General features: G+C 70.8%; 21 protein-coding genes and 1 tRNA gene. 9 read left to right on the plus strand and 13 right to left on the minus strand.

Features of this window, described 5'->3' with window-relative positions; genetic code table 11:
• Nucleotides 1–2: 2 nt before the first annotated feature.
• The 4 genes from KTN05_RS07765 to cls form a co-directional block, all read right to left on the minus strand.
• Nucleotides 3–788: a DUF6478 family protein gene (locus KTN05_RS07765; RefSeq protein ID WP_217328823.1), complete on the minus strand. Its 786-nt coding sequence runs from the start codon at nucleotides 786–788 to the stop codon at nucleotides 3–5.
• A 25-nt stretch (nucleotides 789–813) separates the two neighbouring features.
• Nucleotides 814–2,547 (minus strand): dihydroxy-acid dehydratase, encoded by a 1,734-nt coding sequence (gene ilvD, locus KTN05_RS07770; protein ID WP_217328824.1) that lies wholly within the window; start codon nucleotides 2,545–2,547, stop codon nucleotides 814–816.
• 248 nt (nucleotides 2,548–2,795) lie between these two features.
• The gene (locus KTN05_RS07775; protein WP_254368066.1) at nucleotides 2,796–3,149 is read right to left on the minus strand and encodes a 4a-hydroxytetrahydrobiopterin dehydratase; all 354 of its coding nucleotides are present in this window, start codon (nucleotides 3,147–3,149) and stop codon (nucleotides 2,796–2,798) included.
• An 18-nt stretch (nucleotides 3,150–3,167) separates the two neighbouring features.
• Nucleotides 3,168–4,595, minus strand: a complete 1,428-nt coding sequence (cls, locus tag KTN05_RS07780; protein WP_217328825.1) for a cardiolipin synthase — start codon at nucleotides 4,593–4,595, stop codon at nucleotides 3,168–3,170.
• Between the two features lie 112 nt (nucleotides 4,596–4,707).
• On the opposite strand from cls, the gene accD reads away from it, so the two are divergent.
• Both accD and KTN05_RS07790 read left to right on the plus strand, forming a co-directional pair.
• On the plus strand, nucleotides 4,708–5,655 hold the full coding sequence (gene accD, locus KTN05_RS07785; RefSeq protein WP_217328826.1) for an acetyl-CoA carboxylase, carboxyltransferase subunit beta: 948 nt from the start codon (nucleotides 4,708–4,710) through the stop codon (nucleotides 5,653–5,655).
• 11 nt (nucleotides 5,656–5,666) lie between these two features.
• On the plus strand, nucleotides 5,667–6,944 hold the full coding sequence (locus KTN05_RS07790) for a folylpolyglutamate synthase/dihydrofolate synthase family protein (protein ID WP_217328827.1): 1,278 nt from the start codon (nucleotides 5,667–5,669) through the stop codon (nucleotides 6,942–6,944).
• 38 nt (nucleotides 6,945–6,982) lie between these two features.
• On the opposite strand, the gene KTN05_RS07795 is transcribed toward KTN05_RS07790, so the two are convergent.
• From KTN05_RS07795 to tsaD, 8 genes are all read right to left on the minus strand, one after another.
• Nucleotides 6,983–7,126, minus strand: coding sequence for a hypothetical protein (locus KTN05_RS07795; RefSeq protein WP_217328828.1), 144 nt, complete (start codon nucleotides 7,124–7,126; stop codon nucleotides 6,983–6,985).
• 108 nt (nucleotides 7,127–7,234) lie between these two features.
• Nucleotides 7,235–8,374, minus strand: a complete 1,140-nt coding sequence (gene zapE, locus KTN05_RS07800) for a cell division protein ZapE (protein WP_217328829.1) — start codon at nucleotides 8,372–8,374, stop codon at nucleotides 7,235–7,237.
• Nucleotides 8,375–8,733: 359 nt separating this feature from the next.
• Complete coding sequence (locus KTN05_RS07805) at nucleotides 8,734–10,527, minus strand: ABC transporter transmembrane domain-containing protein (protein ID WP_217328830.1); 1,794 nt, start codon at nucleotides 10,525–10,527, stop codon at nucleotides 8,734–8,736.
• Between the two features lie 119 nt (nucleotides 10,528–10,646).
• Complete coding sequence (locus KTN05_RS07810; RefSeq protein ID WP_217328831.1) at nucleotides 10,647–11,039, minus strand: DUF1761 domain-containing protein; 393 nt, start codon at nucleotides 11,037–11,039, stop codon at nucleotides 10,647–10,649.
• An 11-nt stretch (nucleotides 11,040–11,050) separates the two neighbouring features.
• Entirely contained in the window at nucleotides 11,051–11,473 is a 423-nt protein-coding gene (locus KTN05_RS07815; RefSeq protein ID WP_217328832.1) for an EVE domain-containing protein, read from the minus strand.
• Nucleotides 11,470–11,745: a YciI family protein gene (locus tag KTN05_RS07820; protein ID WP_217328833.1), complete on the minus strand. Its 276-nt coding sequence runs from the start codon at nucleotides 11,743–11,745 to the stop codon at nucleotides 11,470–11,472. Before KTN05_RS07820 ends, KTN05_RS07815 begins: the two co-directional genes overlap by 4 nt.
• Nucleotides 11,742–12,686, minus strand: coding sequence for an NAD(P)H-dependent glycerol-3-phosphate dehydrogenase (locus KTN05_RS07825; RefSeq protein ID WP_217328834.1), 945 nt, complete (start codon nucleotides 12,684–12,686; stop codon nucleotides 11,742–11,744). Before KTN05_RS07825 ends, KTN05_RS07820 begins: the two co-directional genes overlap by 4 nt.
• Nucleotides 12,687–12,767: 81 nt before the next feature.
• Entirely contained in the window at nucleotides 12,768–13,859 is a 1,092-nt protein-coding gene (gene tsaD, locus KTN05_RS07830) for a tRNA (adenosine(37)-N6)-threonylcarbamoyltransferase complex transferase subunit TsaD (protein ID WP_217328835.1), read from the minus strand.
• A gap of 64 nt (nucleotides 13,860–13,923) precedes the next feature.
• Between tsaD and KTN05_RS07835 the strand changes: the two genes are divergently transcribed.
• The 6 genes from KTN05_RS07835 to KTN05_RS07860 all read left to right on the plus strand — a co-directional run bounded on the left by KTN05_RS07835 (nucleotide 13,924) and on the right by KTN05_RS07860 (nucleotide 20,774).
• On the plus strand, nucleotides 13,924–14,607 hold the full coding sequence (locus tag KTN05_RS07835; RefSeq protein WP_217328836.1) for a uroporphyrinogen-III synthase: 684 nt from the start codon (nucleotides 13,924–13,926) through the stop codon (nucleotides 14,605–14,607).
• A gap of 135 nt (nucleotides 14,608–14,742) precedes the next feature.
• Entirely contained in the window at nucleotides 14,743–16,422 is a 1,680-nt protein-coding gene (locus KTN05_RS07840; protein ID WP_217328837.1) for a COG4223 family protein, read from the plus strand.
• A gap of 12 nt (nucleotides 16,423–16,434) precedes the next feature.
• Nucleotides 16,435–18,180: a heme biosynthesis protein HemY gene (locus KTN05_RS07845; RefSeq protein WP_217328838.1), complete on the plus strand. Its 1,746-nt coding sequence runs from the start codon at nucleotides 16,435–16,437 to the stop codon at nucleotides 18,178–18,180.
• 35 nt (nucleotides 18,181–18,215) lie between these two features.
• Nucleotides 18,216–18,291 (plus strand) — tRNA-Thr (locus KTN05_RS07850).
• A gap of 66 nt (nucleotides 18,292–18,357) precedes the next feature.
• Nucleotides 18,358–19,509, plus strand: a complete 1,152-nt coding sequence (locus KTN05_RS07855; RefSeq protein WP_217328839.1) for a hypothetical protein — start codon at nucleotides 18,358–18,360, stop codon at nucleotides 19,507–19,509.
• A gap of 299 nt (nucleotides 19,510–19,808) precedes the next feature.
• Nucleotides 19,809–20,774, plus strand: coding sequence for a glycosyltransferase (locus KTN05_RS07860; protein ID WP_217328840.1), 966 nt, complete (start codon nucleotides 19,809–19,811; stop codon nucleotides 20,772–20,774).
• Here the strand turns inward: KTN05_RS07860 and KTN05_RS07865 are convergent.
• On the minus strand, nucleotides 20,750–21,328 hold the full coding sequence (locus tag KTN05_RS07865; RefSeq protein WP_217328841.1) for a gamma-glutamylcyclotransferase: 579 nt from the start codon (nucleotides 21,326–21,328) through the stop codon (nucleotides 20,750–20,752). The two genes, KTN05_RS07860 and KTN05_RS07865, sit on opposite strands and share 25 nt — an antisense overlap.
• An 87-nt stretch (nucleotides 21,329–21,415) precedes the next feature.
• Between KTN05_RS07865 and KTN05_RS07870 the strand changes: the two genes are divergently transcribed.
• Complete coding sequence (locus tag KTN05_RS07870) at nucleotides 21,416–22,456, plus strand: DUF2125 domain-containing protein (RefSeq protein WP_217328842.1); 1,041 nt, start codon at nucleotides 21,416–21,418, stop codon at nucleotides 22,454–22,456.
• The last annotated feature ends 4 nt before the right edge of the window (nucleotides 22,457–22,460 follow it).

The raw sequence follows: 22,460 nt of genomic DNA on the forward strand, positions 1-22,460 counted from the left end.
TTTCAGATTTCAGCGCGCAGGTGGCGCGACAGGAACAGGTCGCTGATCCGCACCGCGTTCATGCGCGGCGATTCGAAGATCAGGTCGAGCCAGATCTTCTCCAGCCGCTTCTCGTTCATCTCGATCAGATACATGTCGAACTCGGTCACCAGCGATTGCGGGTGGCCGGGGTGCAGATCGCCCAGATGGCGCAGAAGCTGGTCGGTGTTCGGCCCGTGACCGACATTCAACCGACCAAAGATATTCATCGGCCGCTCGACCGAGACGACCGCCGCCAGCCGCACGATATGGCTGCGGGTCAGCCCGTCGAGCGCTTCCGCCGGCAGGTCGATCGAGATCGACAGGAAGCTGCCGTCGAAACCCAGCGTCTCCAGCAGCAGGCTGTGAGGCGAGAGCTCCGCCGAGGACTTGTTGCGGGCCTGCCGCAGCACCAGCGCGTTCTGCGGGCAGTCGTGCCAGACCGCCGCCTCGTCGCCCAGCCGGGTGCCGCTGTCCGGGGCGGCGATCCCGCGCGGGGCGATCGGTCCCGCCAGAAACAGCGGCCGCCAGCGCCAGTCGGTGCCGGCGGGCAGGTCCAGCGGCTCGGCCCCTGGACGCAGTGCGTCGATCCGCCGGTCGGCGCGGGCGACGAGCCGGTTCAGGCTGCGCCGCAGCGACCGCGCCTCGTCATCGATATCCCGCAGATCGGCCAGCGGCATCCGGCCCACCTGACTGGCAAGCCGCTCCCACCGCCGCGCCGCGCGCGCGCGCGCAACATCGTCGATCCAGCGGCGGGGGGAGCGGGGCATCGGCGGTCCTTACGTGTTCATGGCCTTACTGGTCCATGTAGATGTGCGTTTCCACCTTTGCACCGGGATGGGTGACAGCACCGTGACGCGCCCCGCCCACAAGCTGCGCATATTTCCACAGCGCGCCCGAGGCATAGTCGGTCTTGCGCGGCCCCGCCCATTCGGCGCGGCGGGCGGCCAGCTCGTCATCCGTCAGCGCGACCGAGATCTCGCCCTTGATGGCGTCGATGGTGATCATGTCACCATCCTTCAGCAGCGCGATCGGCCCGCCATGCGCTGATTCCGGCCCGACATGGCCGACGCAGAAGCCGCGCGTGGCGCCCGAGAAGCGGCCGTCGGTGATCAGCGCGACCTTCTTGCCCATCCCCTGCCCCGACAGCGCGGCGGTGGTGGCCAGCATCTCGCGCATCCCCGGCCCGCCCGCAGGGCCTTCGTTGCGGATCACGAACACGCAGCCTTCGCTATAGCGGCGGTTCTGGACCGCGTCGAACGCGTCCTCCTCGCATTCGAAGACCAGCGCAGGGCCGGTGAAGACCTGATCGGCCTCGCTCATCCCGGCGACCTTCACGATGGCGCCTTCGGGGGCGAGGTTGCCGCGCAGGCCGACGACGCCCCCGGTCTGCGTGAGGGGCGTGGCGATGGGGTGGATGACCTTGCCGTCCGGCTCGCCCCGGATCTCGTCCAGCTCCTCGCCCAGGGTCCGGCCAGACGCGGTCATGCAGTCCAGATGCAGCAGCCCGGCATTCGCCAGTTCCTTCAGCACCACCGGCACGCCGCCCACGTCGAACAGGTCCTTGGCGACGTATTCGCCGCCGGGCCGCAGGTTCACGAAGTAGGGCGTGTCGTGGAAGATGTCGCAGACGTCGAACAGGTCGAACTCGATCCCCGCCTCATGGGCGATGGCGGGCAGGTGCAGCCCGGCGTTGGTGGAGCCGCCGGTGCAGGCGACGACACGGGCGGCGTTCTCGAGGCTCTTGCGAGTGACGATGTCGCGGGCGCGGATGTTCTTTTCCAGCAGCTCCATCACCGCCACGCCCGAGGCGTCGCAGAACTGGTCGCGCGATTCGTAGGGCGCGGGGGCGCCCGAGGAGTTCAGCAGCGCCAGCCCGATCGCCTCGCTCACGCAGGCCATGGTGTTGGCGGTATACTGACCGCCGCAGGCGCCGGCCGAGGGGCAGGCCAGCTTTTCCATGATCGCCAGCTCCTCGTCGGACAGCAGCCCGGCGGCGTGCTGGCCGGCGGCCTCGAACATGTCCTGCACGACGATGTCGCGGCCCTTGTAGCGGCCGGGCAGGATCGAGCCGCCATAGATGAAGACCGAGGGCACGTTCAGCCGCACCATCGCCATCATCATCCCCGGCAGCGACTTGTCACAGCCCGCAAGCCCCACCAGCGCGTCATAGCAATGGCCGCGCATGGTCAGCTCGACCGTGTCGGCGATGGCGTCTCGCGAGGCGAGCGAGGACCGCATCCCCTCATGCCCCATCGCGATGCCGTCGGTGACGGTGATGGTGGTGAATTCGCGCGGGGTGCCGCCGCCCTTCTTGACGCCCATCTTCGCGACCTGCGCCTGACGGTTCAGCGAGATGTTGCAGGGCGCGGCCTCGTTCCAGCAGGTGGCGACGCCGACGATCGGCTGGTGGATTTCATCCTCGGTGATCCCCATCGCATAGAGATAGCTGCGATGCGCGGCACGCGCCGGCCCCTCGGTCACGTGACGGCTGGGCAGTTTCGACTTGTCGAAGCGCGTGTTGTGCATTGGCTTGTCCCCTCTGGCTCGGCCTTGGGAATAGTGCGCCGGGCCAGAGGGGGCAAGCCCGAGCCAGAGGGGATCAGAGCGCGAGAATCCCGCGGCCGCGACCGGGTGGCAAACGCGGCGCCACGCCTCCGGCATCGGCGCACCCGCCGCACACCAGCCGGGGACAGCGCCGCCCACCGCCCCGAACGCCTCCGGCAGGTAGGCCGAGCGATCCCGGCGCGGAACGGATCGGAAGCTGGCTCATCGGGTCAGAGCGCGTCGATGGCGTTCAGCTTGGCGGCGCAGATCAGGTCGTTCTCGGTCAGCCCGCCCGCTGCGTGGGTGGTGAACGTCACCTCGCAATAGCCCCAGCCGAAGCGGATGTCGGGGTGGTGTCCCTGCCGCTCGCCCAGCCACGCGGCGAGGTTGGCCATCTGCACGGCGCGGGCGAAGCCCTTGACCTCCCACCGGCGCGAGATCGCGGCGGCGTCGGGCGAAAGCGCCCAACCCTCCAACCCGGCGAGCGCGGCTTCCGCCTCGGCCCGGCCCATCGGGGGCGTGCCGCCCTCGCAGGGCACGCAGTGGCGCGATGCCAGATCGGCAGCCTTGGATGCGTCGGTCATGTGCGATCCTCCTTCATGTCACAGCAGCGGCGAGGCCAGCGCGAGGATGTTGTTGCGCATCCTCTGCCACCACGGCCAGGCGCGCACCTCGTCCAGCGTAACCCGGCGCGAGCGTTCGATATAGCTCAACTGGCGCAGATCCAGCGCGGCGACGGTGATTGGATCGACGATCAGCATGTTCAGCTCATAGTTCAACTCGAAGCTGCGGCGGTCCAGATTGGCGCTGCCGATGATCGCCATGCCGCCATCCGCGGTGACGATCTTGGAATGCAGCAGCCCTTCATGGAACAGATGCATCTGCACCCCTGCGTTCAGCAGGCTGCGCCAGAACCCCTGGCTGGTGGCGGCGACGATGAGCGAATCGTTCTTTCCCGGCAGGATCAGATGAACCTCGACGCCGCGCCGGGCGGCCGACTTGATGGCGGAATCGAGCGGCTCGTCCGGGACGTAATAGGGCGTGCAGATGACGATCCGGCGCCGCGCGGCGTGGATGAGCGTCGAGAATGTCTCGGACATCGACCCCGCGTTGCGATCCGGCCCGGTCGGGATCATCTGCGCGGACACGTCGCCATGGCGAATCCCGTCTTCTGGCGCGAGCAGTTCGGGCAGGTATTCGCCCCCGGCATCCACCCAGTCGACGATGAAGGCGGTCTGCATCTGCCGCACGACCGGCCCCTGCGTCTCGACCATGATGTCGATCCACGGCGCGAATTCCGGCTTGTGCCGGAAGGCGAGGTCCGCGCAGTTGCGGCTGCCGGTAAAGGCGACGGCCCCGTCGATCAGCACGATCTTGCGGTGGTTGCGCAGGTCCAGCCGCTGTTCCAGCGCCCGCAGCAGCGGGATGCCGACTGGCAACGCGGCGCGGCATTCCACCCCCGCCTCGACCATCCGGTCCCACCAGGGCGAGCGCATGAAGGGCCGCGAGCCGACCTCGTCCACGATCACCCGCACCGTGACGCCGCGCTGCGCGGCCCGGATCGCGGCGGCGGCGACCCGCCCGCCGCTGGCATCGGCCAGCCAGATGTAGAACAGCAGATGGACGTGATCCTGTGCCCCGTCGATCGCCCGGATGATGGGGTCGAAGGCGCTGTCATCCTCGGCCAGCAGGGCGATGCGATTGCCGCCGACCACCTGCAACCCGCCCACCGCCTGCGCCGACAGGGCGACCGGCACCGCCGCCTCCGGCAGCACGGGCGGCGGCGGGGCCGAGGCGTCGTAAAGGCGCGAAACCTCGTCCCGCGCGCCGCGGCGGGCGCGCATCTCGGCCCGGCCGACGCGGATCTCTCCGAACAGCACATAGGCAAGCACGCCGAGCACCGGCACGAGGGAGATGACCAGCACCCAGGCGAGCCGCGCCGACGGCTCCAGCCGGGGCTGCAGCAGCACCCGGACGGCCAGCGCCAGCACGATCGCGCCGTGAAGATAGAACGAGAAGCTGAAATCCATACGGCACCTAACGAATGGCGGGCGAGAATTGCAATCTGCGACCGTCCGGCCTATCTGACCGCAGACCCCGCCGACGCCTCACCCCCGCCGAACGCTTGAAAGGCCCGCCTGGATGAACTGGATCTCGAACTACGTTCGCCCGCGCATCAATTCGCTGTTTTCGCGGCGCGAAGTTCCAGAGAACCTGTGGACCAAGTGCCCCGAATGCGGGACCATGCTGTTCCACCGCGAACTGGCGGACAATCTGAACGTCTGCACCAATTGCGACCATCACCTCGCCATCAGCCCCCGCGCGCGCTTCACCGCGTTGTTCGACGGGGGCGTCTTCAACGAGGTGAAGGTGCCCGAGCCGGTGGCCGACCCGCTCGGCTTCAAGGACCAGAAGAGATATCCCGACCGCATGAAGGCCGCGCAGAAGGCCACCGGCGAGAAGGAGGCGATGCTCGTCGCCGAGGGCGAGATGGGCCGCACCCCGATCGTCGCCGCCGCGCAGGACTTCGCCTTCATGGGCGGATCGATGGGGATGTATGTCGGCAACGCCATCATCGCCGCCGCCGAGCGCGCCGTGGCGCTGAAGCGGCCGCTGGTGCTGTTCTCGGCCGCCGGCGGCGCGCGGATGCAGGAAGGCATCCTGTCGCTGATGCAGATGCCGCGCACCACCGTCGCCGTGCAGATGCTGAAGGAGGCGCGGCTTCCCTACGTCGTCGTCCTGACCCATCCGACCACCGGCGGCGTCACCGCGTCCTACGCGATGCTGGGCGACGTGCAGATCGCCGAGCCGAATGCGCTGATCTGCTTCGCCGGCCCGCGGGTGATCGAACAGACCATCCGCGAGAAGCTGCCCGAGGGTTTCCAGCGCGCCGAATACCTGCTGGAACACGGGATGCTGGACCGCGTGACCCATCGCAAGGCGCTGCGCGAGGAGCTGATCTCGATCCTGCGGATGCTGACGCGGCAATCGGCGCCGATCGCGGGCGACCTGCCGCCGCCCGGCGTGATCCCCACGGCCCTGCCGGCCGAGCCGGAGGCGGCGCCCGAAGCCGCGCCAGCCCAGACCTGAAGGGGTGCGACATGGCGGACACTGCTGATGAGCTGCTGGACCGCCTGACGCGGCTGCACCCCAAGATCATCGACCTGTCGCTGGACCGCATGAACGCGCTGCTGGAGGCGCTCGGCCATCCCGAACGCGCCATCGCCCCGGTGATCCATGTCGCCGGGACCAACGGCAAGGGCTCCACCCAGGCGATGATCCGCGCCGGGCTGGAATCGGCGGGGCTGCGGGTGAACGCCTATACCTCGCCGCATCTCGCCCGCTTCAACGAGCGCATCCGCCTGCCGACCGGCGACATCCCCGACGATCTGCTGGCCGAAACGCTGGCAGAGGTGGAGGAGGTGAACGCCGGCTGTCCCATCACCTTCTTCGAGGTGACGACCGCCGCCGCCTTCCTCGCCTTCTCGCGCGTTCAGGCGGATTACACGCTGCTGGAGGTCGGGCTCGGCGGGCGGCTGGACGCGACCAACGTCATCAAGAAGCCGCGCCTGACGGCCATCACCCCCATCAGCATCGACCACACCCAGTATCTTGGCGACACGATGGCGCAGATCGCCCGCGAGAAAGCGGGCATCCTCAAGCGCGGCGTGCCCTGCATCGTGGGCCGCCAGCACGACGAGGCGCTGGCCGCCATCGAGGCCCGCGCGGGCCTGCTCGGCTGTCCGCTGTCGGTGCGGGGCCAACACTGGATGATCACGCGCGAGGGCGACGCGCTGGTCTTCCAGGACGAGCGGGGGCTGCTCGACCTGCCGCTGCCGTGTCTGCCCGGCCCGCACCAGATCGACAACGCGGGCACCGCCATCGCCGCGCTGCGCGAGCTTGGTCTGGGGCAGGACGAAGCGGCGGCGGCGATGACCCGCGCCGCCTGGCCCGCGCGGATGCAGCGCATGACTCATGGGCCGCTGGCCATGGCGGCAGAGCGGCACGGCTGCGAATTGTGGCTGGACGGCGGCCATAACCCCGCGGGCGCCGAGGCGGTCGCGGCGACGCTGGCGGCGCTGCCGCGCAAGCCGACGCATCTGATCTGCGGGATGCTGAACACCAAGGACGTGCTGGGCTACATGCGCCCGCTGGCGGCCGAGGCCGAGAGCCTGACGGCGATCCCGATCCCCGGAGAGCCGAACACCCTGCCCGCGGCGGAAACCGCAGCGGTCGCGGCCGAGGCCGGCTTGCCGGCGACGACGGCCAGCGACGTGCAGGCCGCGGTCGAGGAACTCGCCGCCGCCCATCCCGGCGCCCGGCTGCTGATCTGCGGCTCGCTGTATCTCGCCGGGCGCGTTTTGCGCGAGAACGGCTAGGGACAGGACGCGTCCTGGTCAGTCCTGGCTATCCTTCCTCAGGCGAGGATGAGGATGATGTCTGCGATTATCCCTGTCGACGCGAACCAAGCGCTGATCAATGCGAGCAGGGCCTTGGCGGGCGGGGATGTCCATCCGGTCTCCTTCCGACGACCGTAGAGGATCGCGAGAGCGATGGTCATCATTGCGCCCGCAATTTGCGGGATCGCCTTGAGGTCAACCGACGCGCAGGGTTCGAGGCAGAGAGCGCGGCCGCTCGGAGGACCGCTCAGGCGGCCAAGGGATCGGCTCTATGGGGTGGCGCCCGTCTCGTCCCCTTCCGGCTTGCCCCAGTCGGCGGCGCGCATCTCGCGCAGGCGGCTCGCGGTGCGCTCGAACTCGAAGCTGCCGGTGCCGGAGGTGTAAAGCCGCTCCGGCTCATCGGCGGCGCTGGCGAAGACGCGGACCTTCGCCTCGTAGAGCGCGTCCACCAGCGTCACGAACCGCTTGGCCGCGTCGAAGTTCTGCGATCCCAGCCGGGGAATCCCGTCGATCAGCAGCACGTCCACCGCATCCGCGACCGCAAGATAATCCGCCGGCCCCAGCGGCTTGCCGCAGAGATCCTGGAATCCCGCCCGCGCGACCCGGCCGTCCGCGGCAGGCAGTTCCACCTTCCGCCCCATCACGGACAGATGCAGCGGCTCCGGCTCGGCGCAGTCGGTCAGGTCGTCCCAAGCGGCGTCCAGCGCCCGCTTCGCCAGCGCGTCGTCGGGGGTGAACCACACCTGCTCGCCGCCGGCCCGGCCCTGCCGGTGGTCGCGGTCGCTTTCCAGATGCACCACCTCCAGCCGCTGCCGGATCAGCGCGATGAAGGGCAGAAAGAGCTGCCGGTTCAGCCCGTGCTTGTAAAGGTCTTCGGGCACCCGGTTCGAGGTCGTGACCACCGTCACGCCGGCGTCGAACAGAAGCTGAAACAGCCGCCCCACGATCATCGCGTCGGCAATGTCGGTGATCTGCATCTCGTCGAAGCACAGCAGCCGGGTTTCAGCGGCGATCCGCTCGGCCACCGGGCGCACGGTGTCCTGCGCCGAGGTCCTGCGCGCCTCGGCCAGGCCCGCCTGCACCTCCTGCATGAATTCGTGGAAATGGACGCGGCGCTTGGCGGCGATGGGCGCCGCCTCCATCGTCAGGTCCATCAGCATCGACTTGCCGCGCCCGACCCCGCCCCAGAGGTAAAGCCCGCGCACGCCCGACGCGGGCTGGGGGGCGGAGCCGCCGAACAGCCGTCCTAGCCAGCGCTTGCCCTGCGGCGCCGGGGCTGGGGCCTTCGCCAGCTCCCGCACGATCCGGTCGAGCATCGGCAGCACGCGGCGCTGGGCGGCGTCGTCCTTGATCCGCCCGTCATGGGCGGCGGCGTCGTAAAGTCGGGTGACGGAGGGTTGCGCTGACATGGGGTTCCCGTGCCAAATGCCGGCCGCCGCCGCAAGGGGGCTTTGGCGGCGCGGGGACTTGCGAGCGTTCATTCGGGCCGCATGGGAGAGGCAGATGAACAGCCACGCGGCGCTTGACCCCGACACGGCTGGCCATCGTGCCTGCTTCGAGGCGCAGCGCGGAATGGTTGGCTGAACCGGCTGACTGGAAACCACCCGGCAGGTTGGCGCGACGGTCCGCCCGCTCATTGACGCCGCCCCGGTCCCGCAACGGCGGCTGTTCCCCGCCGGTAGTTCTCGCGGCTCAACGGGGCGAACCTGATCACCCCGCCTTACGGGGGCGGTTCCGCACCCTGATGAAGCTGATGCTGCGCTGAGCCCTACGCCGCCTGCGCGAATTGCAGCCGCGCCAGCCGGGCGTAAAGCCCGCCCTGCGCCAGCAATTCGTCATGGGTGCCCTGCTGGACGATCCGGCCCTGTTCCATCACCACGATCCGGTCGGCGTTCTTCACCGTCGAAAGCCGATGCGCGATGACGATGGTCGTGCGCCCCTGCGCCAGCCGCTCCACCGCCTCCTGCACGAGGCTTTCGGATTCGGAATCGAGCGCGCTCGTCGCCTCGTCCAGCAGCAGGATCGGCGTGTCGCGCAGGATCGCGCGGGCGATGGCGATACGCTGCTTCTGGCCGCCGGAGAGCATCACCCCCCGCTCGCCCAGGGCACTGTCATAGCCCTCCGGCAAATCGCGCAGGAACTCGTCGGCATGGGCCGCGCGGGCGGCGGCGATCACCTCGTCGTCGCTGGCGTCCGGTCGGCCGAAGCGGATGTTCTCGCGCGCGCTGGCGGCGAAGATCACCGGGTCCTGCGGGACCAGCGCGATGGCGCGGCGGAAATCGCCGCGCGCCATGTCGCGCAGATCGATGCCGTCGATGGCGACATGGCCTGTATCGGGATCGCGGAACCGCTGGATGAGTTGGATCACGGTCGTCTTGCCGGAACCGGACGGGCCGACCAGCGCCACCGTCTCGCCCGGCGCGATGTGCAGCGTGAAGTCATGCAGCGCCGCGACGTCCGGGCGGGCGGGATAGCGGAAGGTCACGCCGTCCAGATCGATGCGGCCCTGCACCGGGCGCGGCAGCGCCACCGGCTCGGCCGGATCGCTGATCGTGTCCTCGGTCGCCAGCAGCTCGCCCAGCCGCTCGGTCGCGCCGGCGGCGCGCTGCAATTCGCCCCAGATCTCGGACAGGGCCCCGACCGAGCCGGCGACCATGATCGCGTAGATGACGAACTGCACGAGCTCGCCTACCGACATCGCGCCCTCGCGCACGTCGCGGGCGCCGATCCACAGGACGCCCGTGACGCCCGCGAAGATCAGGAAGATCACCAGCGCCGTCATCACCGCGCGGGTCGAGATGCGCCGCTTGGCCGCGTCGTAGCTGCGCTCGGTCACCTGCGCGAACTCGGCCCGCGTGCGATCCTCGTGGGTGAAGGCCTGCACGGTCTGCGCCGCCAGCAGGCTTTCGGAGGCCGCGCCCGAGGAATTGGCGATCCAGTCCTGGTTTTCGCGCGCCAGCACCCGCAGGCGGCGGCCCAGCAGGATGATCGGCAGCACCACGACCGGCACGAGCAGCAGCAGCAGGCCGGTCAGCTTGGCCGAGGTCAGCAGCAGCATCACCATCCCGCCGACCGCGACCAGCGCCTGCCGCAGCGCGAGCGAGACGGAACTGCCGATCACCGACAGGATCAGGGTGGTGTCGGTGGTGATGCGGCTGATGATCTCGCCCGTCATCACCCGCTCGAAGAAGCCGGGCGACAGGGCCACGACACGGTCGAACACGGCCTTGCGGATGTCCGCCACGACCCGCTCGCCCAGCCGCGTCACCAGCGCGTAGCGCAGCGCGGTGCCCACGGCGAGCGCGGCGGTGATGCCGAGCGCGGCAAGGAAATACTTGTCCAGAAGCTGCGCACCGCTGTTGAAGCCGTCCACGATACGGCGAACTGCCAGCGGCAGGATCAGGCTGATCGAGGCGGTGACGACCAGCGCCATCAGCGCCGCCGCCATCAATGCGCGATAGGGCCGGACAAAGGGCCACAGCGCCGCCAGCGCGCCCACCTTCTTCGTCGTGGGCCGGTCTTCGCCAGACCTGCCGGTCCGCGCCGTGCGTCCTCGCGCCATTTCACCTCCTGGGTGTCACCTCGTAGGTTCCGACGGGTTTAGGAACTGCACGGCCCGAGGGCAAGCGCCGGGGCTGCGGCATCTCGTCCGGGCGGCACCGGCCCGCCGCGGCGCGGCCCTCAGACCCCGCCCATCACTGCGCCGAGGACGGCGCAGGCGACGACGGCGTAGCCCATGTCGATCAGCACCATGACCATCGGTCGGGCGGAATAGGTGTTCTCGATCATGAACCACGGCGCGACGATGAAGGCGCCGACGCTGGCGCCCCATGCGATGCCCGTCAGCACCCCGTCGATGCCCGCATGGACGAACAGGATGCGGATCATGGCCGCGACGGCGACCAGCCCGACGCCCGCCAGCAGATACGGCACCACGGATTTCGACTGCGGATGGCCGATGTTGCGGACCTGAAGCGCCGAGGCGTCGGCATAGACCCCGTCCGCCAGCCGATACCAGATCGCGCCGACCACCCAGACCAGCACCGCCGCCATGATGACGATGAGAAGTTCCATCCCTGACCCTCCTACTTCGCCGCGTCTTCGGCCATTTCGACGATCATGTCCCATTCGGCGTCCGTCACCGGCTGCACCGACAGGCGGGAGTTGCGCACCAGCACCATATCGGCAAAGCGCGGATCGGCCTTCACCTCGGCCAGCGTCACCGGGCGCGGCAGCTTCCGCACCGCGCGCACGTCCACGCATTCCCATTTCGGATCGTCTGCCGTCGAATCGGGATGCGCCTCGGCGATCACCTCGACGATGCCGACGATCTCCTTGCCGATGTTGGAATGATAGAAGAAGCCCTGATCGCCGATCTTCATCTCGCGCATGATGTTGCGGGCCTGCATGGAACGCACCCCGTCCCATTCCTCGCCCGCGTCGCCCTTGGCGACCAGATCGTCCCAGCCGAAGACGTCGGGTTCGGACTTGAACAGCCAGCGGCTCATCCGATGACCTTCTTCCACTCGATCACCTCGGCCGAGGCGAAGAGCCCCGCGGCCGCATAGGGGTCGGCGGCCGCCCATTTCTTCGCGGCGGCCAGATCGTCCGCCTCGACCACGACCAGCGAGCCGCGCATCTCGCCATCCTCGATCAGCGGGCCGGCGAACTGGACGTTGCCGCCGGCCTTGAGCCATTCGACGTGCGCCGGGCGGTTCTCGGTGCGGATGTGCAGATGGCCGGGCTTGTCCCGGCAGATCAGGGCGAAAAGCGGCATCATTCCTCCTTCAGGGGTCGTGCGAGCAAGGTTTCGACCGCTTGTTTCACGCCGAGGTGCCCTTCAGCAAGATGGGCGACCTGGGTGGAGATGGGCATCTCCACCCCGACCCGCGGCGCAAGGGCCGCGACGGCCCGCGCGGTGGCTGCGCCTTCGACGGTCACCGAGGGGTCGAACGTCTCGCCCCGTCCCAGCGCGAGGCCGAAGCGATAGTTGCGCGACTGGTCCGAGGTCGTGGTCAGGATCAGATCGCCAAGGCCGGACAGCCCGGAGAGCGTGTCCGCCTCGGCCCCCATCGCCGTGGCGAGGCGGGTCATTTCGGCGAAGCCGCGTGTGACGATGGCGGCGCGGGCGCTGTCACCGAAGCCGGCGCCGATGGCCGCGCCGGCGGCGATGGCGATGACGTTCTTGAGTGCCCCGCCGAGTTCCGCCCCGGTCACGTCCGTCGTCCGGTAAAGCCGCAGCGCCGGGGTGGCGAGCGCGTGTTGCAGCCGGTGGCCGGCATCCGCATCCGCGCAGGCCAGCGTCAGCGCCGTGGGAAGGCCCCGCGCGATGTCGGCGGCGAAGCTGGGGCCGGTCAGCACGGCGGGAATCGCGCCGGGGAAAGCCTCGGCGATCAGCCGCGCGGGCGAGCGGCCGGTGCTCAGGTCGATTCCCTTGGCGCAGCTGACCAGCGCGCGCCCGTCCAGATCGGCGGCATGGTCCCGCAGGAACGCGCCCAGCGACTGCGCCGGAATGGCAAGCAGCATGACGGGGGCGAGCGCGCGGTCCAGCCGGTCCGTCACCTCGACGCCTTCGGGCAGCGTCACGCCCGGAAGACGCGGGTTTTCGCGCCCCCAGCCGGTCTCGCGCCCCCACAGCGTCACCGGCCCGTTCACCGACAGCGCCACGGCGAGCGCGGTGCCGAACGCCCCTGCCCCGAGGATGGAAATGTCCGCCGTCATGCCGTCACCGCTCGCACCCCCGACACAAGGATGGAAAGCTCGGGCAGAATGCCCCTTCTCCTCGCCCCCGATCTGCCCTGCTCACGCCTTCGCCCCCCGCTTGCCTGCGCCCAGCATCGGCGCGGCGCCCTGATCCAGCGGCCAGCGCGGCCGCGCCGCAAGGTCCATGCCGTCGCGGTGGCCAAGGCGGAACCGCTCGATCCCCGCCCAGGCGATCATCGCGCCGTTGTCGGTGCAGAGCTTCAGGGGCGGCGCGAGGAACTCGGCCCCCGCTTCGGCCGCGACCTCGGCCAGCGCGGCGCGGATCGCTCCGTTGGCGGCGACCCCGCCCGCGACGGAAAGCAGCGGCACGGGCGCGGCGGCCAGCGCGCGGCGGGTCTTTTCGGCCAGCACATCGGCCACGGCCTGCTGGAAGGACGCGCAGATATCCGCCCGGTCGGACCGGCGCAGCCCGCCATGTTCCGCAACCGCATTGTCGCGGGCGCGCAGCACGGCGGTTTTCAGCCCCGAGAAACTCATGTCGCAGCCGGGCCGGTCCAGCAAAGGGCGCGGCAGGGGCACGCGGCGCGGATCGCCGCGCGCAGCTTCGGCCTCGACCGCCGGGCCGCCGGGCTGCGGCAGGCCGAGCAGCTTGGCGACCTTGTCGAACGCCTCGCCCGGCGCGTCGTCGATGGTGCCGCCAAGACGGGTGAAATCCTCGGGTCCGTGCACCCGCAGGAACTGGCAATGCCCGCCGGAAACGAGCAGCATCAGATACGGAAACGCCACCCCATCCGTCAGCCGCGGCGTCAGCGCGTGCCCGGCGAGGTGGTTGACCCCGACCAGCGGCAGGCCGGTCCCGGCGGCGATGCCCTTGGCCAGCATCACCCCCGCCATGACCCCGCCGATCAGCCCCGGCCCCGCCGTGACGGCGATCCCGTCCAGTTCGCGTAATGTGACGCCCGCCTGCGCCAGCGCCTGCTCGACGCAGATGTCCAGCCGCTCGGCATGGGCGCGGGCGGCGATTTCCGGCACCACCCCGCCGAAATCGGCGTGCAGCGCGGTCTGCCCCGCGACGACCGAGGACAGGATTGCGGCCCCGCCGGATTCAGGCCGTGCGCCATCCGCCGCCCGCACGATGGCGGCGGCGCTGTCGTCGCAACTGCTTTCGATGCCGAGAAAGGTCAGCGTCATCCTTGTGCCGTCGTGGGAAGGGGCTTAGGCCATCCCCGGTTATCATCACGGGTTCACTTGCGCCATGCCTGCTTCCCAGCCAATCGTCCTCGTCACCCGCCCGCAGCCTGCCGCGAGCAGCTTTGCCGAGCGTCTGCGGGGAATGGGGCTGCGGACGCTGGTCGCGCCGCTGATGCGGATCGCGCCGGTGGCGCATGACGCGGCTGCCGTCGATGCGGCGCGGGGGCTGGTCTTCACCTCGGTCCACGGCGTCGCGGCGGCGGGCCAGGGGCGCGGCCGTCCGGCCTTCTGCGTGGGCGGCGCGACCGCCGGGGCGGCGCGCGCGGCGGGCTATGCCGTCACTACCGGCCCGGGCGACGCCGCCGGGCTGATGCCGATGCTGACCGGGCTGGACGAGGGCTGGCTGCACCCCCACGGCCGCCACGTCGCGGCCAGGCTGCCGGTGCGCGGGATGGTCGTCTATGACCAGCTTGCCCTGCCGCTTTCAACCGAGGCCGCGGCCCTGCTCGCCGGGGACGGGCCGGTAATCTGGCCGGTGATGTCGCCCCGCTCGGCCCGCCTCGCCTGCGAAGCGGCGCATGGCGCGCGCGCCTCGATCCTCGTCGCCGCGATCAGCCCTGCGGCAGCGTTGGCATGGAGCCCCGCGCCTGCGCGGATCGAAACCTCCGCCACCCCCGACGCCGAGGGCGTCATCGCCGCGATCCGCTCGCTCCTGAGGCCGGAAACTTCCGCGCCCGACGCGGGTTGAGCCGCCGTCCCGCCCGTCATAGGCTGACGCCGACATGAACGGCGCTCGCGCGTGCCGGTGATGGCGCTCAGAATGCCTGACCGGACCGGCCGCGCACGCCAGTCTGCCACCTTTTAAGAAGCCGGGACGATCACGATGACCCCTGACGACGACACCTCCGGTTCCACCCGCGACGACGCTTCCGCGCTGCGTCCGCGCCCCGCCGAAGGGCCGGTGCTGGGCACGCGCCCGGCGGACGCCGGTGATCCGGCCGTCGCGCAGGCAGAGGTGCGGTCCAGCCCGATGATCGATTCGACGCTGGTGGGGGAAGGCGGCGGCCTGCCCCCGGCCGAGCCGCGCTCCGTGGAGCCCGGCGACCTGCACCGGTCCGACGCGGTGATGGCGGAAGTGTTCGACGAACCCGAAGCCGCGCCGGCCGCAGCCGTGACCGAGCCGGTGCGTCCTGCGCAATCCCCGCGTCCTGCCGAAGCGGCGCCCGCCGTTACTCCGCCCGCCGCGTCGCCAGCCACGGCTGCGGCATCAGGTCGCAAGGAACGCTCGGGCAGCGGCTTCGTGCCGCTGCTGCTGGGCGGGGTGATCGCCGCCGCGCTCGGCGCGGGCGCCGCGATGTGGGCCGCGCCGCGCATGCAGCCGGCCGCCCCGGCGGTGGACACCGCCGCGCTGCAGGCCGAAACGCAGGCCGCCATCGACGCGGCCATCGCCGATCTTCGCACCGAAGCCGGCAATGCGGGGGCCGAGGCGGCCCGCGCTGAACTCGCCACCCAATCCGCCGCGATCGACAGCCGCGCCGCCGAGGCGGCCACCCAGGCCGCTGAAACGGCCGTCCAATCCGCCGTGGCGAACCTCGCGGCGCCGGAACTGGGACCGGAGGCGTTGCAGGCGCTCAGCGAAACGGCGGCGGCCGCAGGTGCCGACGCCGCGCGGCGCATCATCGCCGAATCCCCCGCCTCGGACACGCCCGCGGACCTGAACGCCACGCTCACAGCGCAGGCGCAGCAGCTTGCGGCACTGGATCAGACGCTGAACCAGCTTCGCGCCGCCATCCCCGATGCCTCGGCCCGCCTCGACAGCCAACAGGCCGCCATCGACGAACTGGCCGCGCGGCCCGCGCTGGACCCGCAGGCCATCGACCGGCTGCAACAGGTCGCCGACAGCGTCGAGGCGACGCAGGCCCAGCTTCAGCAGCAGAGCGAGACCGCCGCGCAGGAATTCGCCCGCATCCGCGACGAGGCCGCGCAGCTTCAGACCGCCGCGCAGGAGGCGACGAATCGCGCCCTGACGGCGGCGGCGGCGGCCAACCTGTCGGCCGCGCTGACCTCGGGCGACAGCGGCAACCCCGCCGCCGCGCTGGGGCAGCTTGAGGAAGCTGGCGTCGAGGTTCCGTCGGCGCTGACCGTGGATGTCGTGCCGCTGGACCAGCTTCAGGCCGAATACGACGCCGCCGCGCGCGCGGCGCTGTCGGCGGCGCTGGAATCGGGCGCGGCGCAGGGCGGCAACAGCTTCACCAACTTCCTGCGCGCCCAGACCGGCGCCCGCTCGGTCGTCCCGCGCGAGGGCAGCGATCCCGACGCCGTCCTGTCCCGCGCCGGCGCCGCCGTCACCCGCGGCGACATCCCCGCCGCGCTGGCCGAGATCGAGCAGCTTCCCGAACCCGCGCAGGCCGCGATGGGCGACTGGACCGCCAGGGCCCGCGCCTGGGTGGAGGCCCGCGGCGCGGTGGAAAGCCTCACCGCCCCGGCCAGCGCAGATACTTCCGCGACCGTCACCACCTCCACGGTCGCGATCACGCCCGCACCTGCCCAACCGTCGAACTGAGGAATCCCGCACATGCTGCTTTCGCTTCTGAAGATCCTGCTCTTCTTCAGCGTCGTGCTCGCGGGCGCCCTGGCCGTCATGCGGCTGGCCGAGGCCGATCAGGTGCTGCGGGTCGTCTTCAACGGCGTGGAATACACGCTCGGCCCGGTGCAGATCATCGTGCTGGCGCTGCTGGTCGTGCTGGCCGGCTGGCTGACCGTGCAACTGCTGCGGCTGGCCATCGCGTTCCTGCGCTTCCTCGCCGGGGACAGGACCGCCATCGACCGCCACTTCGCCCGCAAGCGCGAGCGCAAGGGCTATCAGGCGGTGGCCGACGGGATGCTGGCGGTCGCCTCGGGCGAAGGGAAGCTGGCGCAGGACAAGGCACGGAAGGCGGCGAAATATCTCGACCAGCCACATGTCACCAACCTGCTGGCGGCGCAGGCCGCCGAGGTCGCGGGCGACACCGCGCGGGCCGAGGTGGCCTATCGCACCATGCTGACCGATCCGCGCACCCGCTTCGTCGCGGTGCGCGGGCTGATGCAGCAGCGCCTGGCGGCGGGCGACACCCAGACCGCGCTGCAGCTGGCGCAGAAGGCCTATGCGCTGCGCCCGTCGCATACCGAGCTTCAGGACACGCTGCTGACGCTGCAGACGCGCGAGCATGACTGGAAGGGCGCCCGCAGCGTCCTGAAGGACAAGCGCCGGCAGGGCGCGTTGCCGCAGGATGTGGCGCTGCGCCGCGACGCGGTGCTGGCGTTGCAGGAGGCGCGCGAGGTGCTCGCGCACGGCAACTCGATCAGCGCGCGCGAGGCCGCGATCAGCGCCAACCGCGCCTCGCCCGACCTCGTGCCGGCGGCGGTGCTGGCCGCGCGCAGCTATCTGGCGAAGAAGGATACCCGCAACGCGACGCGCGTGCTGCAGAAGACGTGGTCGGTGCAGCCGCACCCCTCGGTCGCCGCCGCCTATGCCGAGATCGTGCCGGACGAGACGCCTGTCCAGCGCCTGCGCCGATTCGAGGACCTCATCAAGCAGGCCCCCACGCACGAGGAATCGCGCCTGCTACAGGCCGAGCTGATGCTGGCCGCCGAGGACTTCCCCGGCGCCCGCCGGGCCATCGGCGACATTGCGGAAAAGCACCCGACGGTGCGGTCACTCTCGATCATGGCGGCGATCGAGCGCGGCGAGGGTGCCGAAGACAGCGTGGTGCGCGCCTGGCTCGCCCGCGCCATGACGGCCAGCCGCGGCCCGCAATGGGTCTGCGACAAATGCCACAACGTGATGACCGACTGGGCGCCGGTCTGCGACAGCTGCGGCGGCTTCGATACCCTGACCTGGCGCGAGCCGCCGATGGACCTGCGCCTCGCCGGAACCGCCGGGAACACCGTGACGATGCTGCCGCTGCTTGTGGCCCGCGAGAGCCACGGCGATCACGCGCCCTCCGACCACACCGATGCGTCAATGGCCCCTCGGCCCGCCGGGCCGGCACCCGCACCGGCTCCGAAGGCCAAAGCGGCGCGGGTGGTCGAGGTCGCCCATGTCGCGCCGGGCATGGTCCCGCGCGAATCGGATTACGAGCCGTCGATGACCGTGACCGATCCCGAACTGGACATCCCGGCCCCGCCCGCGACGGTCCACATCGTGGGAAAGCCGGACAGCCCCGCAAAGCCGGTGGCGGCGGCCGGCCCGGTCGTGGTCTCGATCCGGCAGGCGCCCGATCCCTTCGTGCGCCCCGACGTCGAGCCGCAGGACGAAAGGACAGCGCGGAAAGGCGATTGACCCCCGGCGGGATTACCTGCTAATCCCCGCCGCACGCCGCAGTAGCTCAGCTGGTAGAGCACGTCATTCGTAATGATGGGGTCGGGGGTTCGAGTCCCTTCTGCGGCACCAGTTTCCAGAATACGCGCCGATCGGCCGTTAATCCGATCTTAGGCTTGCGCCCTTACACAGGGGCGCATGCGCCGCTTGCCCGCCCTGCTGTCCGTCCTGCTGGCCCTGCTCGGGTGCCTGCCTGCGCTTGCTCGCACGGCGCCCGAGACCGCGGCCGAGGCCTATGCCGCCATCTGCGAACAGGCGGCGCTGCAGGCGGCGGCCGAAAGCGGGGTGCCTCCCGACATCCTGACGGCGCTGACCCTGACCGAGACCGGGCGCAGGCTCGGCGGCCGTATCCGCCCCTGGGCGTGGAGCATCAATGCCGAAGGTGCGGGGACCTGGCACGATGACCCGCAGAGCGCTCTCGCCTTCGCCGAGCAGCGGGTGCGGCAGGGGCGGTCCAATATGGATCTCGGCTGTTTCCAGATCAATTATCGCTGGCACGGGCATCATTTCGGCTCGGTCGCGGAGATGCTCGACCCGCTGGCGAATGCCCGCTACGCGGCCCGTTTCCTGCGCGAGCTTCACGCCGAGACGGGCGACTGGCGCGCGGCGGCAGGGGCGTTCCATTCCCGCATGCCGCAACACGCATCGAAATACCTTGCGCGCTTCGACCAACTGCGGGCGACAGTGAGACAGCAGGGTTTCACGCCGCCGCAGCCGGAGCAAAGGCTGGCGCGGCTCGCGCCAGTCGCGGCGGTCGAGCCTCCCTGGCCGCGCCGGATATGGGACATGCCGCGGGGCATCGCGCAGCGGGCGGGGCCGCGGACCGCCGCGGACGTCCAAGGCGGGGTGGTCGGCGATGATGCGGCTCTCGCGGCGCTCGACCGTTTCGTGGCGGAGGCGAATGGGGTTCCTCTCGACCGGTTGGCGACGTGGCCCCAGGCCGCCGATGAGCCCGCGCAGGTGTGGTTCGGCCGGACGCCGGGCGGGTCTGCCGACGATCCCTTCGGGGGCGATGGTCTGGACCCGCCGCCATCGGATGAGGGCCGGGAACACCCAGCCCCGGCGCTGTTCGGGGCGGCACGAGCCCTGTTGACGCAAGCTGTCCGGCCGAGCGCGGAAGCCGGGGGCGGCTCGCTCGCGGCGAACTGGGGTTCAGTTGGCACCCTGCTGGGCCCGGCCGCCCAGCCGATCTCCGTGGCCGCTGCCCAACCGCTACCCGGCCTGCCGGACGCCCGCACCGGGCCGCCCGCGTCGAACTCGTCGCTATGGCAGATGGCTGCGCTGGAATGACCGCGATCCGGCCCGCCGAGTGATGCCGCCCGGCCACCCCCGTCCCGCCGCCTGCTGTCCAGCGCGCCCGTACAGGCATCGCGGCTTGCCGCCAGCACCGCCTCGCAAGCGTCCGCCTCTGGCGTTCCGGCGAAGTCCTGCCGGTTGTTCCGGTCGGTGCGCTTCCCGCGAGTTGACCGCTACCCTGCACCACTTGCACGAATCCGTCGCGCGGCAGTAACAAGTCTCCACGGCAGCAACCGGCGTCTGGCGGATCGTTCCTGCCTCTCCCCGGCGGAACAGATGGCGAGGCCCGCAGAATGACGTCTCCGGTATTCCTGCCGGGCTTCGCGCCCGGCCACGACTGCGCGGTGATCGTCGCCTGCGACGCGGCGTATCTGCCTTATGCGGCGGTGCCGGCATTGCAATTGACCGCCCTGCCGCAGCGGGGCTTTGACGTGCTGATAGGCTCGCCCGAGCTGCTGGCGCTGCCCGCGGCGCTGACCGATGCCGGGATCGCGGCGGTCGGGGCGATGGATGTGACGCTCGCCGAATCGCTCCCCGGAGATGTGCGGCGCACGCTTGCGACCTACATGGATGTCTTTCTGGCTGGTGCGCTCGCCGGGGTCTATCGCCGCATCCTGGTTCTGGATGCCGATGTCGTCTTCGAGCGCGGAGATCCCGCGCGGCTGCTTGCCGCCGACATGCGCGGGCGGGCGCTGGCCGCCGTGCGCGACAACCGCCAGTGGCGCAATCCGGCCAAGCTCGCGCCGGAGTTCCGGACACTGGGCTGGACCGCCGCCCCCTACTTCAACGCCGGCGTGGTGATGATCGACCCCGAAGCCTGGGCCGCGCAGGATCTGCCGGCCCGCTGCACGGCCTTCGCCCGCCAGCATCTCGCGCGGCTCGGGCGCGATCAGGCGCTTCTGAACGGTGTCCTCCACGGCGGTTGGGCCGAGATCAGCCCGCTCTGGAACTGGCAATTCACCTGGGCCTCGTCGCATCTGCTGGGGATGGCCGATCCCTTCGCCGTGCATTTCATCGGCCCGCTGAAGCCGTGGCTCGCCAGTTCCGCGGGGACGGTGCCGATGCGTTATCGCAGCCTTTACGCCCGGTTGCCGGACGACATCCGCCCCGCGAACCTGCCCGAAGGGCTGGAGCGGCGGCACTGGCCGCAGCCGCGCGCGCTGCGGCGGGCGCTTGGCCGGCAATGGCGGGCGGCGGGGCCGATGCTGGCCTATCTGAACCGTTTCCCGGACCCCTACGCGCTGCGGGACCCGGCCTGACCGCCCTCCTCGTGCGGCGTCGCCAGGATCGCGCGGACCCGGTCGGCGAGGCCCGTCAGATCCGCGTCCGGCAGGCCGAGCTGGTCCAGATGGGCGACGGTGTTGAAGAGATACTCGGCGTTCGGGCCCCGCCCGCCATGCGCTCGGGCGATGATCTCGGCCTGCTCGGTCTCGGACAGATCGCCCGCATACTGCCAGTGATCCAGCCGCATGACATAGGCCAGCGCCAGAACCCGGCGCCCGTCGGCCAAGGACAGCGTGACCTCGGTTTCGCGGTAGGCTTCGGTGGACAGTTCGCGGCGGCGGATCTCGGCCAGCGCCTCGGGCCAGGCCTCGGCCTCGATTCGCAGCGCGACGCCGCTGCAGGCGCCCTCGCCGCAGGGGTCCAGCCCCAGCACCAGCCCCGGCGCCTCGGCCGTGCCGCGATACTGGACCGAGCGCAGGCAGAAGCGGCGCTGGAACCCCTCGACATGGGCGACGGCAGTTTCGGCCACGGGCACGCGCGGGTCCCACATCAGCGAGCCGTAGGCGAATACCCAATGTTCAGGCGGCATCTCTTGTCCTTTCACCGCCGCGCAGGTTAGGCGAGCGCGCAGGGCGTTGCCAAGCGGCGCCATCGGGCTTTCTTGAAAGGACCGCCGATGCGGATGATCCTGGTGCTGCCGGTGCTGGCGCTGGCCGCCGTGGCCGGAACCTGGCTGGGCGGGGAAACGCTGCTGGCGCGGCGCGCAGCCGAGGTCGTCGCATCCGATCCGCGGATCGAGGCGGCGGCGATCGCGCCGCTGCGCCGGATCGACCGGATCGGGCTGCAACTGCAGGGCGTGGCGGTGCAGACGCCCGAGGGGGTTGCGGAACTGCCGGAGCTGAGCCTCTGGGCCGAGCCGGGGCGGCCCAACCGCTTCCACGCCACGCTGCCCGCGTCGATGATCCTGCCGATCGGCGGCGCACCGCGCGAGACGACGGCCGAGGGCGCGGGCCTGTCGCTGCGCATCTCTCCCCTGAATGCGATGTCGATCACCGAGGTGGCGGCGGTCAGCGGGCCGGTCACGGTGGCCGGTGCGCCGGCCGCAGAGCGGATTTCGCTGCAGGCGGAGATGGTCAAGCTGGGACACGAGGCGCCGCCCGGCGCCCGCGCGGCCTATCGGGTGACGGCGGACCTGCGCGGGCTGACGGCGGCGGCGGTGCAGCCTGCCCTTGTGGTCCTGCCGGGCGCGGCGGGGGTGCAGGGGGCCATGCGGGTCTATCTGGACCGTCCGCTGCGAGCGGGGGCCGAGCAGGAGCAGCCGCAGATCGAGGGGCTTGGGATCGAGGGGGTGACGGTCACATTGGGCGATCTTTCGGCGCGGCTGCTGGGGCATCTGCGGCGCGACGAGAGCGGCTTTGCCGAAGGGCAGCTTTATCTCTACACCCGCGACGCCCAGGCTTGGCTGGAGATGGCGGCCGCGGCGGGGGCGCTGCCCGCAGGCGTGGTGCCGCTCGCCGGGACGATGCTGGCCAATCTGGCGGATCAGCCGTCCGAAGCGCCGGCCGCGGAAACCGCCACGCCAATCGCGGGGCGGCAGGCGCCGCCCGAAGAACCGCCCGCCCCCGAAGCGGGAGAGTTGCGCCTGCCGATCGTCATGCAGGACGGGCGGATGAGCGTGGGCGGGCTGCCGGTCGGCCCGGCCCCGCGCCTCGGCTGAGGGA

It is taken from the genome of Paracoccus sp. Z118, from assembly GCF_019061185.1.
Lineage (GTDB): Bacteria > Pseudomonadota > Alphaproteobacteria > Rhodobacterales > Rhodobacteraceae > Paracoccus.

Bases quoted from the DNA above. Each gene is read 5' to 3' on its own strand.
- KTN05_RS07765 (WP_217328823.1), bottom strand. From the start codon at position 788: ATGCCCCGCTCCCCCCGCCGCTGGATCGACGATGTTGCGCGCGCGCGC.
- ilvD (WP_217328824.1), bottom strand. From the start codon at position 2,547: ATGCACAACACGCGCTTCGACAAGTCGAAACTGCCCAGCCGTCACGTG.
- KTN05_RS07775 (WP_254368066.1), bottom strand. From the start codon at position 3,149: ATGACCGACGCATCCAAGGCTGCCGATCTGGCATCGCGCCACTGCGTG.
- cls (WP_217328825.1), bottom strand. From the start codon at position 4,595: ATGGATTTCAGCTTCTCGTTCTATCTTCACGGCGCGATCGTGCTGGCG.
- accD (WP_217328826.1), top strand. From the start codon at position 4,708: ATGAACTGGATCTCGAACTACGTTCGCCCGCGCATCAATTCGCTGTTT.
- KTN05_RS07790 (WP_217328827.1), top strand. From the start codon at position 5,667: ATGGCGGACACTGCTGATGAGCTGCTGGACCGCCTGACGCGGCTGCAC.
- KTN05_RS07795 (WP_217328828.1), bottom strand. From the start codon at position 7,126: ATGACCATCGCTCTCGCGATCCTCTACGGTCGTCGGAAGGAGACCGGA.
- zapE (WP_217328829.1), bottom strand. From the start codon at position 8,374: ATGTCAGCGCAACCCTCCGTCACCCGACTTTACGACGCCGCCGCCCAT.
- KTN05_RS07805 (WP_217328830.1), bottom strand. From the start codon at position 10,527: ATGGCGCGAGGACGCACGGCGCGGACCGGCAGGTCTGGCGAAGACCGG.
- KTN05_RS07810 (WP_217328831.1), bottom strand. From the start codon at position 11,039: ATGGAACTTCTCATCGTCATCATGGCGGCGGTGCTGGTCTGGGTGGTC.
- KTN05_RS07815 (WP_217328832.1), bottom strand. From the start codon at position 11,473: ATGAGCCGCTGGCTGTTCAAGTCCGAACCCGACGTCTTCGGCTGGGAC.
- KTN05_RS07820 (WP_217328833.1), bottom strand. From the start codon at position 11,745: ATGATGCCGCTTTTCGCCCTGATCTGCCGGGACAAGCCCGGCCATCTG.
- KTN05_RS07825 (WP_217328834.1), bottom strand. From the start codon at position 12,686: ATGACGGCGGACATTTCCATCCTCGGGGCAGGGGCGTTCGGCACCGCG.
- tsaD (WP_217328835.1), bottom strand. From the start codon at position 13,859: ATGACGCTGACCTTTCTCGGCATCGAAAGCAGTTGCGACGACAGCGCC.
- KTN05_RS07835 (WP_217328836.1), top strand. From the start codon at position 13,924: ATGCCTGCTTCCCAGCCAATCGTCCTCGTCACCCGCCCGCAGCCTGCC.
- KTN05_RS07840 (WP_217328837.1), top strand. From the start codon at position 14,743: ATGACCCCTGACGACGACACCTCCGGTTCCACCCGCGACGACGCTTCC.
- KTN05_RS07845 (WP_217328838.1), top strand. From the start codon at position 16,435: ATGCTGCTTTCGCTTCTGAAGATCCTGCTCTTCTTCAGCGTCGTGCTC.
- KTN05_RS07855 (WP_217328839.1), top strand. From the start codon at position 18,358: ATGCGCCGCTTGCCCGCCCTGCTGTCCGTCCTGCTGGCCCTGCTCGGG.
- KTN05_RS07860 (WP_217328840.1), top strand. From the start codon at position 19,809: ATGACGTCTCCGGTATTCCTGCCGGGCTTCGCGCCCGGCCACGACTGC.
- KTN05_RS07865 (WP_217328841.1), bottom strand. From the start codon at position 21,328: ATGCCGCCTGAACATTGGGTATTCGCCTACGGCTCGCTGATGTGGGAC.
- KTN05_RS07870 (WP_217328842.1), top strand. From the start codon at position 21,416: ATGCGGATGATCCTGGTGCTGCCGGTGCTGGCGCTGGCCGCCGTGGCC.